This is a genomic window from Aquimarina intermedia, from assembly GCF_008124785.1.
Classification (GTDB): domain Bacteria; phylum Bacteroidota; class Bacteroidia; order Flavobacteriales; family Flavobacteriaceae; genus Aquimarina; species Aquimarina intermedia.
In genome coordinates this window covers 35,787-49,770 of the sequence record NZ_VNHU01000013.1, presented here as the reverse complement: position 1 = coordinate 49,770, position 13,984 = coordinate 35,787, and the positions used below count along the sequence as shown (strand labels likewise).

General features: G+C 36.9%; 11 protein-coding genes and 1 pseudogene. 8 read left to right on the top strand and 4 right to left on the bottom strand.

All coding sequences use genetic code 11. The features are described 5' to 3' along the window. Positions 1-33: 33 nt before the first annotated feature. The 4 genes and pseudogenes from BD809_RS14750 to BD809_RS14735 all read left to right on the top strand — a co-directional run. Positions 34-648 (top strand): annotated as a pseudogene (locus BD809_RS14750) (nitroreductase family protein); the annotation flags it as partial. A gap of 147 nt (positions 649-795) precedes the next feature. Further along, complete coding sequence (locus tag BD809_RS14745; RefSeq protein WP_148783752.1) at positions 796-2,976, top strand: endonuclease; 2,181 nt, start codon at positions 796-798, stop codon at positions 2,974-2,976. 141 nt (positions 2,977-3,117) lie between these two features. After that, positions 3,118-3,723 carry a hypothetical protein gene (locus BD809_RS14740; RefSeq protein ID WP_148783751.1) on the top strand — a complete coding sequence of 202 codons (606 nt, stop codon included), beginning with the start codon at positions 3,118-3,120 and terminating at the stop codon, positions 3,721-3,723. Between the two features lie 94 nt (positions 3,724-3,817). Then, positions 3,818-4,432, top strand: coding sequence for a hypothetical protein (locus BD809_RS14735; protein ID WP_148783750.1), 615 nt, complete (start codon positions 3,818-3,820; stop codon positions 4,430-4,432). 38 nt (positions 4,433-4,470) lie between these two features. On the opposite strand, the gene BD809_RS14730 is transcribed toward BD809_RS14735, so the two are convergent. Together BD809_RS14730 and BD809_RS15905 are read right to left on the bottom strand one after the other, a co-directional pair. Further along, a complete protein-coding gene (locus tag BD809_RS14730; protein WP_148783749.1) occupies positions 4,471-4,989 on the bottom strand; it encodes a hypothetical protein in 519 nt (172 codons plus the stop codon). Positions 4,990-5,120: 131 nt separating this feature from the next. Then, entirely contained in the window at positions 5,121-5,402 is a 282-nt protein-coding gene (locus BD809_RS15905) for a hypothetical protein (protein ID WP_246131559.1), read from the bottom strand. A gap of 599 nt (positions 5,403-6,001) precedes the next feature. Between BD809_RS15905 and BD809_RS14720 the strand changes: the two genes are divergently transcribed. Both BD809_RS14720 and BD809_RS14715 read left to right on the top strand, forming a co-directional pair. Continuing rightward, positions 6,002-6,601, top strand: coding sequence for a SatD family protein (locus BD809_RS14720; protein ID WP_148783747.1), 600 nt, complete (start codon positions 6,002-6,004; stop codon positions 6,599-6,601). Next, positions 6,598-7,329: a DUF3307 domain-containing protein gene (locus BD809_RS14715; RefSeq protein WP_148783746.1), complete on the top strand. Its 732-nt coding sequence runs from the start codon at positions 6,598-6,600 to the stop codon at positions 7,327-7,329. Before BD809_RS14720 ends, BD809_RS14715 begins: the two co-directional genes overlap by 4 nt. A gap of 2 nt (positions 7,330-7,331) precedes the next feature. Here BD809_RS14715 and BD809_RS14710 read toward each other — a convergent pair whose 3' ends face one another. Then, on the bottom strand, positions 7,332-8,477 hold the full coding sequence (locus tag BD809_RS14710) for a saccharopine dehydrogenase family protein (RefSeq protein ID WP_148783745.1): 1,146 nt from the start codon (positions 8,475-8,477) through the stop codon (positions 7,332-7,334). A gap of 130 nt (positions 8,478-8,607) precedes the next feature. Beyond that, positions 8,608-10,710 (bottom strand): ATP-dependent DNA helicase RecG, encoded by a 2,103-nt coding sequence (gene recG, locus BD809_RS14705; RefSeq protein WP_148783744.1) that lies wholly within the window; start codon positions 10,708-10,710, stop codon positions 8,608-8,610. 102 nt (positions 10,711-10,812) lie between these two features. Here recG and BD809_RS14700 point away from each other — a divergent pair, with 102 nt between their 5' ends. Both BD809_RS14700 and BD809_RS14695 read left to right on the top strand, forming a co-directional pair. Then, positions 10,813-12,888, top strand: a complete 2,076-nt coding sequence (locus BD809_RS14700) for a M1 family metallopeptidase (RefSeq protein ID WP_246131558.1) — start codon at positions 10,813-10,815, stop codon at positions 12,886-12,888. 8 nt (positions 12,889-12,896) lie between these two features. Then, entirely contained in the window at positions 12,897-13,820 is a 924-nt protein-coding gene (locus BD809_RS14695) for a patatin-like phospholipase family protein (RefSeq protein WP_148783743.1), read from the top strand. Positions 13,821-13,984: the final 164 nt, after the last annotated feature.

Genomic DNA, 13,984 nt, shown 5'->3' with positions numbered 1-13,984 from the left:
GTGAAAAAATGTATTTAAAATGCGGTATTAGCGCCTACCAGCAGTAATATGCAATTATGGGAGTTTTATCACATTACTAATAAGGGAACCTTACAAAAAATGACTAAAGCTTGTCTTGATCAGAACGCTGCTAAAACCGCAAAACAGTTGGTTGTGGTGGTAGCACGCAAAGATTTGTGGCGTAATCGCAAAAAGGCAAATATTAATTTTCTGAAAGAGATGTACGGAAACAAAAAAGCTTCAGACTATACATCTCGTGAAAAGTTTGCTTTGAACTATTATCAAAAATTAATTCCCGTAGTATACAAAGACTTTGTAGGGATTTTTGGTTGGATCAAGTATGTATTCTTTTGGGTAATTGGATTGTTTAGGCCTGTCTATCGTCAAGTTCGTACCAGCGATATGCGAATAGTTGCGCATAAAAGTGCTGCACTAGCTGCTCAGAATTTTATGATCAAGATGGCTGCAATAGGATACGACACTTGTCCGATGGAGGGTAGTGATACTATAAGAATAAAAAACATTTTGAAATTACCTTACGGAGCAGAAATTACTATGGTTATTGGCTGCGGTATTCGAGATGTACAAGGGGTGTATGGTCCTCAATTTAGAATTCCATTTGATGAGGTTTACCAATATATTGGATAGAACGAGTGATAAAAACTACACAGATAGAGATAAAAATTGGCTACCATACAAACGTTAACCTTGTGGTAATATTGAGTGTATTTAAGTATTCATAAAATAGTAGTATTTTCGCCCCTACTTATTACTAACAAACACACACTCAGAATTATGAAAAAAGTTTTACTCTTTTTTATGCTTATAGTAGCAGCGTATGCTTATAGTCAAGTGCCTGCTTATTATAATGATGTAAATATTAATTTATCAGGTACAGCACTCAAAAATGAATTGACGAATAAAGTTACTAATACGCATACTACATTTTTAACGTATACTCCCGGAGTATGGGATGCACTCAAACAAACCGATTTGGACCCTGCAGGATCGGGTAAGGTTATACTAATCTACGGATTTAACGATGCTGATGGCAATTCTACCACAGATCGTACACGCGGGGTAAATAATAATGGAGGAGGAAGTACAGATTGGAATCGAGAACATGTGTATCCAAAATCGTTGGGAAATCCAAATTTAGGAACTACCGGTCCCGGAGCAGATGCACATCATTTGCGACCTGCTGATGTACAACGTAACTCCAATCGTGGAAGTCGTAAGTTTGCAGCCGGCTCTGGTAATTCCGGTACCACAGCACAAGGGCATTGGTATCCCGGCGATGAATTCAAAGGAGATGTTGCCCGTATGATGTTATTTATGTACATACGTTATGGTAACCGCTGCTTACCGATTAATGTAGCGGTAGGGAGCTCTGCTGCCAGCGATGCTAATATGGTAGAATTGCTATTACAATGGAATGCAGAAGATCCTGTTTCTCAGTTAGAACTGCAACGTAATCCAATTCTCGAAAATATTCAGGGAAACCGTAATCCATTTATCGATAACCCTGCTTTTGCAACCTCCATTTGGGGAGGGCCTCAAGCAGAAGATCGCTTTAGTGGAGGTACGCAGACTGATACACAAGCTCCCACAATACCGGCAAATCTTATCAGCGCTTCAACCACGCAAACCAGTACACAACTTTCATGGAATGCTTCAAGTGACAATGTAGGAGTAACCGGATATGAAATTTTTAGAAACGGAAGCTTATCTACAACAGTATCCGGAACCACGACTACAGTTTCTGGCTTGTTGGCAGGAACCACCTATACTTTTACTGTAAAAGCTAAAGATGCGGCAGGAAATCGATCTGCTGTTAGTAATACAAGAACAGTAACTACGCAAAGCGGAACGCCAGGCGGAAGTAGTGACGCAGTATTTATTTCAGAATATGTTGAAGGTTCTTCTTATAACAAAGCGATTGAAGTTGTAAACCTAACGGGTGGTACTATAAACCTATCGGATTATAGCCTTAAAAAGCAATCCAACGGTGCAGGAGCCTGGTCCGGAGGCTTGGCCTTATCCGGAACCTTAACTAATGGCGCTGTGTATGTGATTGCAAACAATCAGGCGTCTGCAACCGTTAAGAATGTTGCTGACAAACTTTCTTCTGCAACCGAGATGAGTTTTAATGGGAATGACGCGGTCGGTTTATTCAAAAACAATACACTTGTTGACATCGTAGGTACCTTTAATGGTGGAACGGCTAACTTTGGTAAGGATAAAACCTTACGCCGTAAGACTTCAGTAACGACTGCTAACACTTCGTATGTAAGTGCAGAATGGGATAGTTATGCTCAAAATGCTTTTGGTGATTTGGGTAGTTATGCTGGGGGTGCACCCGTTGCATCGACCGTAGATGTGAATCTACGTATTACTTTTGATCAATATCCTGAAGAGACGAGTTGGGAGATAAGAAATAGTTCAAATCAAATTGTTTTTAGCGGTGGAACATACGGGTCACAAGCCGATAATTCTACACTAACACTTACAAGAACCTTAGAAGAGGATTGTTATACATTGATTTTTAAAGATACCTACGGAGACGGAATATGCTGTAGTTATGGTAACGGATCTTATCAATTAACAAATGCTACTACGGGAGCAGTGTTAGCTTCTGGAGGTAGTTATACTACGCAGGACACAAAGAATTTTTGTACTAATAGTACTGCGAGATCTTCTTACGGCATGATTGAAGAAGGCAAAAAGGTAAAGGCTCAGGCGCCAGAGACAATTGATTTTACTGTATATCCTAACCCGGCTAGTGATTTTATCATTTTACGAAGTACAACCCTAAAAGTTTCTGAGTATAAAGTGATGAGTCAAAACGGACAGATAGTACGTAGCGGGATGGTTTCAGGTAAAGAAATTTCTCTGGAACAGTTACCAACAGGTATATATTTTGTCTCGGTGACTACCGACCAAAAAACGACGTATAAGCGCTTTATAAAGCGATAACCTTTACAAATAATTTTATTACTAATCCGCATTGCTTTACGTAATGCGGATTTTTGTTATTCTTGTGTAATTATAAATTACAATCTACAATAGACATCAAAATTTTTTTATAACACTGCGATTAAAACAATTATATAATTAATGAAGTATCATTTTGTTATAACTATTCTAGGAGTCTTTTTTTCAATTTGCACTCTGAGTGCACAGCGTACCAATGCTACAGTCGTTTTTGCAGATGGCACTCACAGCGCTGGGCTTATAAAAGTAGTAAATACGGATGAGCTATGGTTTAAAAATAGTGGTTACTCAGAAACAAAAGTTTTTTATTTTCGATCCATTGATAAGATTTTATTTGATAGCAATGGGGAAGAAATAGAGATTGTGCGCCGTTACTTAAAAGACTCCAATAAGGGTATTATTTTAGAATGGGTGTACCATGGCGATGTGGTGTTGTATAAGATTTCTAATGAACTTAGAATCGATATCCCCAATTTTAAGCAAAATAATGTTTTTCAGTTACTTGGTTCCACTTTGGAAGCATCTTCTAACGCGTATTTTATAGGTAAAGATGATGAAAACACAGTTCAATATTTGGGACAAGACAGTTGGGCGATGACAGGACTTAGAAAAGCGCTTAAAAAATATCTTAAAGATTGCCCTGCATTAGTAGAAAAAATTAACCGGAATGAATTTACGGAGAAAGAAGTAGTCGAGATTGTTACTTTTTATGATGAAGAGTGTAAATAGATATAATACTCTCTCGAAATAACAAATCTGTATATCGTAATAAAATAAAAACGAGAACGTTTATCTTTGTTTTTAAATCAACAACCCCAAATTGATGAAGTATCTATTTTTTTTGACCTGCACAGTAGTGCTATTAGCAACAACTTGTACACAAGCACAACTTACCACTGCCATACTTACTTATAAGGACGGTAAGCAACTTATAGGGTTGGGTAAAATAAGAGCTTCCGGAAAGATTAAGTTTAAAAAGACTAAAAAAGATAAAGCTCAGAATTATAGTTTTGATAGTATAACCAGGGCTACCGTATATGAACCCTACGGTATGGTACATTATGTGCGACGCAAAGTCAGCGGAACCGGAAACTATGCCATAGTAGAATTAGTAAAACAAGGTAAAGTTACGTTATACCGTACGTATGATCGCAGTTATCGTACTATGAGAAGCGAACCGGATCAATTTGGTAATGGGTTTGTGATGTCAGGTAGTGCACCTATCAAGAATTATTACGTGCAAAAAGAAGGTGAGCCAGCGATCACGCATTTTGGCTCCAATCAACTATTTAGCAAAAATTTTAAAAAAACAGCAGCTGCCTATTTTGAGGATTGTCCTGTTCTGGTTCAAAAAATACAAGATAAGGTTTATAGAAAAAGAGATTTGAAAGCGATCCTTACTTTTTATATCGATGAGTGTGCGGTAGATACAGAGTAGTGTTTTTTACATAGAATGCAGAGTAGGGACCTTCTGTTTTAATTAAAATTAGGACTATATACTTCGCTCTTTAAATCAAAGTTTGAAGTCAGGAAGTTAATTGTTCTCTCAATATTATTTTTGTTTTTTAAACTCAAGATCGCTTCTCTTTTAGTGTGTCTTTCATTTAAGATATTAATCTCAAAAGCATTGAAATCTGTTGCTAAATCTGGTTTTGCCATGCTAAACCAAGAAAATTTTTGATTTTTTTTAAATTTAAGTACAGATACTTTAGGGCTTCGAGAAATATCGATTTTTGTCTTGAAGAATAATCTTCCTCTTACAAAGGATCCTCTATATAACTGAGAATCTATTTTCACAAAACCTCTCTTTAAAAATGCCACAGAGACTAAGAACGTATAGATTGCGATAAATAATAACAATACTAAAAAGCCGATGGACGTCAAGTTAGTTTTTAACATTGTAACAATTCCAATTATAAACGGGGCGCCTATATACAAAAGGAAAGTAATTTTTTGGTGTGTAGTAAATCTGTCTTCTAAAATAACTTTTTCCATTAAAAGTATATTTTCAAATTGTTTGTAATAGTAATGGTATGTAACATGTGAGTGTAAATTTCAAGTTTATGAACTTAATAAAGGTATAAAAATATCGCGAAGTCGGGAAACTTTGCGGATCGGAGAACGTTCTATTTCTCGTAAATATATCTTAGGTTAAAAAGAGCTTGTGGATTTTTTTTATCCGAACGATATATGCTATCAAGTATTGTCTTTATTTCATTTCCTAAATATACAGGATCACTTGTTTGAGCAATAAATTTTGCAATAGTTCGAATTGGTCTATCTCCATGAAACTCGTCCAACTCCATTAATTGAAGTTTAGACTTTTTATATAATTTATATCTCTGATTTTTTTCAATATTCTTTTGGTTAATTGTGAAGAAAACTACAAATCCGTTTTCAAAGTCCACTTTTTGAACGTTAAATAATTCGAGCCAAGAAGGTGAAAATTTTAAGGAATCAATTTGAATTAAAATTTCATCATTTTCAATAATTTCTAATTGAACTCGACTTTTTTTACTGTCTCTAATAAATTTTTGGACAAACTCCGTTGCACTTCTTGGTTTTCCAGAAATAGTATTTTTTAAAGTATTCCAAAAAATTCATAACTCAATTATTTTTTATTTTCAATGTAGTACAACAACATTACATAACATAATCACCCTCGAAACTATTTTTTACTTCCAAAAGGTAGTTTAAAAAATTTTAAGCTACTCATTTCGGGTTGAGTGATTTAAAGTATCCACTAAACTACAGAAAACTTTTGAGTTGGTTGTTTTAACTTTAATATTTGAGTCAAATGATTTTTTATGATGTTTGATATAAAGAGCGTAAATAAATATCCTTTGTAAAATTCATTGTTATGATGTATAAGAGGTGCCGGATTCAATAATTGCCTAATTACATTAAAGTATCGGCTCTCTATCCGATTTATTAATTTATCGGCTTTAAAGCCGATTTATTTGGATATCGTCTTTTAAAACGATATATTTGAATCAAATACATGAGAATGGTTGCTGTTTTAACAGGTGATATTATTAATTCAAGAGAAAGCGATACACCCAAGTGGTTACAAAAACTGAAAGCGGTGCTAACAACCTATGGTAATACACCAACCCAGTGGGAACTATTTAGAGGAGATAGTTTTCAATTAGTAACCATGCCACAGGATGCTTTAAAAGCTGCCCTTCACATAAAAGCAGTAATGAAACAAAATAAAAAGCTAGATGTACGCATTGCTATCGGGCTGGGTGCAGAGACCCATAGGGCACAACGCATCACCGAATCTAATGGGCCTGCGTATGTAAACTCAGGTGAGGCCTTTGAAGCTTTAGGTAAACAAACCCTCGCTATAAATTCTAATGATGCCCATAATGATCAGACGCTCAATCTTATGCTGAGTCTGGCCTTGCTCACTGCAAATACATGGAGTAGTACTGTAGCCGAGGTTATTACAGCCACAATCGAGCATCCAAAGAAAACACAAAAGGAGCTTGCAACACTCTTAGAAAAATCCCAGAGTAGTATCAGCGAAGCACTAAAACGTGGTGGCTATGATGAAATAATGCATCTAAACAATTACTATCAAAACCTAATTGCTACTCTATGATGTTGCTTGTATTGAAATTAATAATTGCTCATGTGCTTGGAGATTTTGTTCTGCAGCCGGATACATGGGTAGCGGATAAAAAGGAAAAAAAGCAGGCGTCGTTGTTTTTGTATCTACACACACTAGTACATGCAGTAACTTTACTTTGTATGCTATCGTTTGATAGGCGTTATCTACTGGCAATTCTTATCATCGTATTTAGTCATTTTTTGATTGATCTGATCAAATTAAATCTTGATAAAAAAGTGAATTTTAAATTACTTTTTCTATTGGATCAGCTTGCACATTTACTTGTTATTGCAGGTATCGTCTATTGGTATCAACCTTTTTCCATAGATCTGAGTAGGGTGTATTCAATTGAAATTTTATATCTAGTCTTAGCAATCATCGCGGTTACTTCTATTTCATCTGTTATAATGAAGCTACTAATGAGTACTTGGAACCTTAACGAAGATCATGCTAAAGACTCACTTGAAAAAGCAGGCAAATATATCGGTATTCTGGAAAGATTATTTGTTTTTGCTTTTATCGCATTAGGTCAATGGGCAGCTATCGGATTTTTGATAACCGCCAAATCAGTTTTTAGATTCGGAGACCTGTCAAAAGCCAAAGACCGTAAACTTACCGAGTACGTTTTGATTGGGACCTTATTAAGTTTTGGTCTGGCTATGATTGTCGGACTTTTATATACTTATGCAATGGGTATATTGAGTGTTACTGAAATATAGGATTATGTCACCACTTCTCCATAAACAGCTGCTACAAAATTTCCATTTAAAAAAGGAATAGGATCAATTTCACTTTGTAATAACACGCCTTTATTTGAGGATTGAAGTAATAATTGAGCCGCTTGTAGTAAAGGTACGGCAGTAGTAGTTTGGATAGCTTTCAGGGTATGTTTTCCAACTTTAAGGGGTAAAATTTTCTTTGCAACTTCTCTTCGATGCAGTTTTCCTTTTTTATCTTTTCCCTCGACAGCAGCATACAAAATGATGTGATCATTTTCAATATGAGGGATGACACGCTCCATCTCATACTGTAAAGTTTCAATAGCATCTTCGGTGTTTTCTGTGCCAATTAATAGTTTTTCCACCCACGCATAATGACCGGGATGTCGTAAGGTTTTATAGTCTAACCAACGCACTTTACCACCTAAGGCATCTGGCAAATCAGCTGCGCCACCCGAGGTTAAATCTTCTTCATACGTAATCCCATCAACAATGATACGAGCTCTTTCTGATAATGAAGGTAGTTCTGTCTTTTTATAATCCCTTAAGACCAGAGCGCTTTTCAGATACTCGGTAGCTACGCCAACCGGACTCCAGGTAAAACCATAATAATGCGGAGCCACCGCATGGTCTGTAAGGGCCCCAACTTTGAATTCTAACTTTTCAACCTTATCCACTTCAAAATCCTTACAAAATTCTTGAAATAACATATTCGCTAAGATATCGATGTAACCCGGAGCCAAACCCGTTTGAAGAATAAAACCGGTTTTCGCATCTTTTGCTAAATCGATGATTTCATTAGTTTCATCCACATACTCAGTAAGATTCGCATAATGTAGCTCAAAGTCCTTGGCAAAACGAGCTATTGTCGGCGCCATACTTCCCGGGAGGCAGTCAAGAATAATATCACCGGTAGTAAAAACCTCTTTCATCTCATCAGTAAGGGTTGAAGAAAGATGAAAAGCATTCACAGTACATGATTTTGCAGTGCCTTCCTGTATCCATTGTGCTACTTTTTCAGCTTTAGCAAGCGTTCTGTTTCCTATAAAAATGGTAGGGGACACCGTGCTCCATTCAGCTAGGAGTAGCCCCGCCGCTTCAGCAATACCGCCAGCTCCAACAATAATGATATTATAATGACTGTTCATATAAGAAAGATACTATTTTTTTAGATTGTTAGCTCTTTTTTTTCAGTTAAAGAAAGCTCTCAAACCAAAGAAAGAATGTAGAAGGGAAATCGAATTTTATAGAAAATTAAGTGTCTATGTCGATCCCGTGCTAAGAAATATAATTCCAGATGTTTTTGTGCTTCGCCATTTGTTGATAGGTGTATAAAAGCACTTTATGTTTCTCCATTCCAAGGCTTGGATCTTCTTTCAATATTTTGAGTGCATAGGATCGCGCTAACTTCAAAATATCGTTATCTTTAACAATATCAGCAATTTTAAGATTCAATACTCCGCTTTGCTGTGTTCCCATAATATCTCCCGGTCCGCGAAGTTTTAAATCCACCTCGGCGATTTCAAAACCGTCATTGGTACGTACCATCGTTTCTAATCGGGTTTTACTGTCTTCTGATAATTTATGACTGGTCATAAGAATACAAAAACTCTGTTCTGCTCCACGTCCCACACGACCTCTCAATTGGTGGAGCTGTGATAAACCAAAACGCTCTGCACTCTCTATAATCATAACACTTGCATTAGGCACATTGACACCCACTTCGATCACTGTGGTAGCCACCATAATCTGGGTTTCGCCTTTTACAAAGCGATCCATCTCATAATCCTTATCGGCAGGCTTCATTTGACCATGAACAATTGAGATTTGATACTTGGGCTGGGAAAAAGATCTGGCAATACTCTCATATCCATCCATCAAATCTTTATAATCCATAGCTTCTGATTCCTGAATTAGGGGATAGACAATATAAATCTGTCGGCCCTTTTCAATTTCGTCCTCAATAAATTTAAATACTTTTAAGCGGTTGCTATCAAATCGGTGTACGGTTTTAATTGCTTTACGTCCCGGAGGTAGTTCATCAATCACCGAGATATCCAAATCTCCGTATAGACTCATGGCTAGCGTTCGCGGTATTGGGGTGGCTGTCATAACCAAAACATGAGGAGGATACTTGTTTTTATGCCACAATTTTGATCGTTGTGCCACCCCAAAACGATGTTGCTCGTCAATGATCGCCAATCCGAGATTTTTAAATATTACTTTATCTTCAAGAATGGCATGGGTGCCTATGAGTATATTTAATGTGCCGGCTTCAAGTTCTTCATGTAATACGCGTCGTTCTTTGGTTTTAGTACTACCCATTAATAGTTTGACTGTAATCGGTAGCTCTTGCACCAGCTCTTGAATGCCTTGGTAATGCTGATTAGCAAGAATCGCAGTGGGAGCCATCAAACAGGCCTGAAAACCATTGTCAATAGCTAAGAGCATTGCCATAAGTCCGACGATGGTCTTACCAGAACCTACATCTCCCTGTAACAAACGATTCATTTGCGCACTGCTACCCATGTCATTTCTAATCTCTTTAATCACACGTTTTTGGGCATTGGTGAGGTCAAAGGGGAGATGATTGCTATAAAAAGAATTAAAATGTTCTCCTACCTCGGTGAACGGATACCCTTTTACCTTTTGTTTCCTGATGAGGTTTTTGGTTATGAGTTGTAATTGTATGTAAAAAAGCTCCTCAAATTTTAAACGAAATTGTGCTTTGGCCAGCAGTTCCTGATTTTTTGGAAAATGAATATTCAAAACCGCTTCACTTTTGCTGATCAGTTTTAATGATTCCAAGATATCGGTAGACAACGTATCATAAAATCGAACTTTGGTTTCAATAAACACCTGTTGCATCATTTTACTAATCACCCGATTCGTTATTCCTTTGTTTGAGAGTTTCTCTGTAGAAGGATAAATCGGCTGCATTGCAATTTTTAGGTTTTTTTCATGTTCGCTTAGTAATTCCATCTCAGGGTGCGGCATGCTAAACCCATTGTAATAATTTACCTTTCCAAATATTACATAAGGCACGTTAAGTTTTAAATTCTCTCTGATCCATTTATGTCCACGAAACCACACCAATTCCATTTCGCCGGTATCATCAATGAACTTAGCAACCAAACGCTTACCTCGTTTCTGCTCAACTGTTTTAAGATGCATCAGTTTACCTATAATTTGCATCTCAGCACCACTTCGCTGCAACTCGTTTATTTTATAATAGCGCGTTTTATCAATGTATCGGTTAGGAAAGAGATTTACCAAATCCTGATATGCATGAATCCCGAGCTCTGACCTTAATAAGGCAGCGCGATTGGGTCCTACGCCCTTGAGATAGTCAATAGGAGTTTGTAAGATGTTAGGATTCATAAGGACGAAGATACTATTTATTGCGAAACAGATCAAAGTCAATCTTGTCACATAACCGCGATAAAATCGTTATTTTGGCAACCTATTTGAATACACCCGATTATGAAATTTATTGTATCCTATATTTGCATGGCTTTTAGTCTCACAGTAGCTGCACAATCCGTAGATTTTTTAACTGCTGATGCTAATATTTTAATTGATGCTGAAGAAAAAAGTGTTGCAGGAACAGTTGAGTATACTTTTAAAACACTTGAGGCTGCACAAACTATTCGTATCGATGCGCGTGCAATGCAATTGGAAGCCCTTTCGCTTGACGGAAAAAAAATATCATATACCTATGACAATGCTGTTATAAGTTTGTCAACAAATTTGAAACCAAATACTACACATACGATTGTTATCAATTACACTGCAATCCCAAAGAAAGCAGTGTATTTTGTAAAAGACTATCAAGGAAGAAATCAAATCTGGACACAAGGACAAGGCAAATATACATCGCATTGGTTACCAAGTTTTGACGATATGCAAGAGAAAGTAATTTTTGACCTTACCTTAAATTATAACAAAGAAGCTGAGGTGCTTGCCAACGGAAAGTTGATTGAGAAAAAGTTGGTCAATGATTCTATTCAGTCGTGGAAATATGACATGAAAAAGCCGATGAGTAGTTATTTGGTCGCATTCGCCATCGGATCGTACAATAAAATAGAGAAAACGACACAAAGCGGGATTCCGTTAACACTGTATTATTATCCAGAGGATTCAGCAAAAGTTGAACCCACTTATCGCCATAGTAAACGCATGTTCAACTTTTTAGAAAAAGAAATTGGAATTCCTTATCCGTGGCAGAATTATAAACAAATACCGGTAAAGGATTTTCTCTATGCCGGAATGGAAAATACAGGCACTACTATTTTTTCTGATGCATTTGTGGTGGACTCTATAGCTTACCAGGATCGTAATTATATTAGTGTCAATGCCCATGAGCTTGCTCACCAATGGTTTGGTAATTTGGTAACAGCGACTGAGGGGACGCATCACTGGTTACAAGAAGGTTTTGCCACCTATTATGCACTGTTAGCTGAACGTGAAATTTTTGGCGATGACTATTTTGAATTCAAATTGTATGAGAGTGCCGAACAATTAATTGCGCTCTCCAAAAAAGATCAGGCTACAGCCTTGCTAGACCCAAAAGCAAGCTCCCTTACTTTTTATCAGCGTGGCGCATGGTCTCTACACGCTTTGCGAAATCTAATCGGCGAAGATCATTTCAAAACGACGATACGGGAGTATCTTAAAGAATATCAGTTTAAAAATGTTACAACAGCTAACTTTCTAAAAGTAGCAGAACGGGTTAGTAAAATGAAGCTTGATGTATTCAAAAACAAATGGTTGGAGAATGTACGTTTTCCAGCGCGCGAAGCATTAGAGATCTTGACGCAGTCAAACTTTATCAAAGCGTATTTGAGTTTAGCTCAGGAACGTACCCAACCTCTGGCTGGGAAATGGGGACGTCTGGCTGAAGTATTAGAATTTCCCATTAATGAGTATTTAGCACAAGAGGCTACGTATCAATTAGAGGGACAGACTTCTCAGGAAGCATTGGCTATGTATAATAAAGCTTTTGAGACGAATAATTTGTTGGTAAGACAGGCGATTGCAACAACGCTCAGTAAAATTACACCGGATCTGCAAAAACAGTATGAAACCCTGTTGACAGATGAGTCTTATGCTACCATAGAGGCAGCACTTTACTATTTATGGTCAAATTATCCCGAAAAACGATCGGTGTATTTGCAGCAAACGAAAGATATCATTGGTTTCAATGATAAGAATGTTAGAATTCTTTGGTTAGTCCTGGCATTAAACACTCCCAATTATAATCCGTCAAATCACGCAAATTATTATCAGGAATTATCAGGGTATACTTCTTCAAAGCACCATTTTAGTACGCGAGAGAATGCCTTCATGTATCTTGAAAGCTTACAATTTTTTTCTGATGAGGCTTTGTTAAACTTGGTAGATGGAGCTGTACATTATAACTGGCGTTTTAGAAACCAATGTCGAGAAATATTGGATAAACTGCTTCAAAATCCCAAATATCAAAAGAAATATGTAGTTTTAAGGAATAATTTGTCAGAGGATCAGAAAGATTATTTGGCAAAAAAGTTAACCCCATAAATAAAACTATGCGAGCATTAGTTATTTCCGGAGGAGGAAGTAAAGGCGCCTACGCCGGCGGAGTAGCACAGTACTTAATGCAACAAAAAGGTAAAAAGTACGACCTGTTTCTTGGCACATCGACCGGCAGTTTATTGATTCCTCAATTAGCTTTAGGTAATATTGATAAGACCTACGATATTTATACCAATGTAAATCAAAGTACAATTTTTAATATAAATCCTTTTGTGGTAAGACATAAAGGAGATCGCGAGTTTGTTTCTATAAATTTTTTCGCTTCATTTCTACAGTTTGTAAAAAAGAAACGAACCTTTGGCGAGAGTAAAAACTTGAGACGTGCAATTCGACGCAATTTTACTAAAGCAGATTATCGCTTGGCAAGGCGTAGGGCAGAGGATGTTGTTGTGACTGTTTCTAATCTTACCTTAAACAAAACGGAATATAAATCAATTAAAGATTATTCGTACGAGGACTTTTGTGATTGGATTTGGATTTCGTGCAACTATGTACCCTTTATGAGTCTGGTTACAAAAAATGGGTGTGAATATGCAGATGGAGGCTTTGGTTGTATGGTACCAATTCGCGAAGCAATACGAAGAGGTGCAACAGAGGTCGATGCGATCATTCTGGAATCAGAAAATATGGAATACCGCAAAATACTGGGTAAAAATCCGTTCTCACTCATGGTAAATTTGTTTAGTTTTATGCTTGATCAAGTAGAAGGTCACGATACTGTGGTGGGAAAACTGGCGGCAATCAACAAAAAGGTTCCGCTTAATTTATATTATACACCCTCAAAACTGACAGAAAACTCGTTAATTTTTAATAAGAAATTAATGAAAAGTTGGTGGAAGCAAGGATATGAATATGCCAGAAAGAAAAATGAACGGGCAGATGATAACGAGCTGAAGGATATTGATATGGCAGGGTAAAAGAGCGGAAGACAAAAGGATTTCTAAAAAGGTAATTCTTCTGTCAACTCGAGCGGAGTCAAGAGCTGATCATACATAATCATCAATACATTTCGACTCCGCTCAATGTGACATTTAGTTTAAAATATATTTTTAGACAACCTTGTGTATAAAGTTGAGAGTTT

What these genes read in the sequence shown, in the direction of transcription:
- BD809_RS14745 (WP_148783752.1), top strand. Translation starts at nt 796, where the DNA reads ATGAAAAAAGTTTTACTCTTTTTTATGCTTATAGTAGCAGCGTATGCT.
- BD809_RS14740 (WP_148783751.1), top strand. Translation starts at nt 3,118, where the DNA reads ATGAAGTATCATTTTGTTATAACTATTCTAGGAGTCTTTTTTTCAATT.
- BD809_RS14735 (WP_148783750.1), top strand. Translation starts at nt 3,818, where the DNA reads ATGAAGTATCTATTTTTTTTGACCTGCACAGTAGTGCTATTAGCAACA.
- BD809_RS14730 (WP_148783749.1), bottom strand. Translation starts at nt 4,989, where the DNA reads ATGGAAAAAGTTATTTTAGAAGACAGATTTACTACACACCAAAAAATT.
- BD809_RS14720 (WP_148783747.1), top strand. Translation starts at nt 6,002, where the DNA reads ATGGTTGCTGTTTTAACAGGTGATATTATTAATTCAAGAGAAAGCGAT.
- BD809_RS14715 (WP_148783746.1), top strand. Translation starts at nt 6,598, where the DNA reads ATGATGTTGCTTGTATTGAAATTAATAATTGCTCATGTGCTTGGAGAT.
- BD809_RS14710 (WP_148783745.1), bottom strand. Translation starts at nt 8,477, where the DNA reads ATGAACAGTCATTATAATATCATTATTGTTGGAGCTGGCGGTATTGCT.
- recG (WP_148783744.1), bottom strand. Translation starts at nt 10,710, where the DNA reads ATGAATCCTAACATCTTACAAACTCCTATTGACTATCTCAAGGGCGTA.
- BD809_RS14700 (WP_246131558.1), top strand. Translation starts at nt 10,813, where the DNA reads ATGAAATTTATTGTATCCTATATTTGCATGGCTTTTAGTCTCACAGTA.
- BD809_RS14695 (WP_148783743.1), top strand. Translation starts at nt 12,897, where the DNA reads ATGCGAGCATTAGTTATTTCCGGAGGAGGAAGTAAAGGCGCCTACGCC.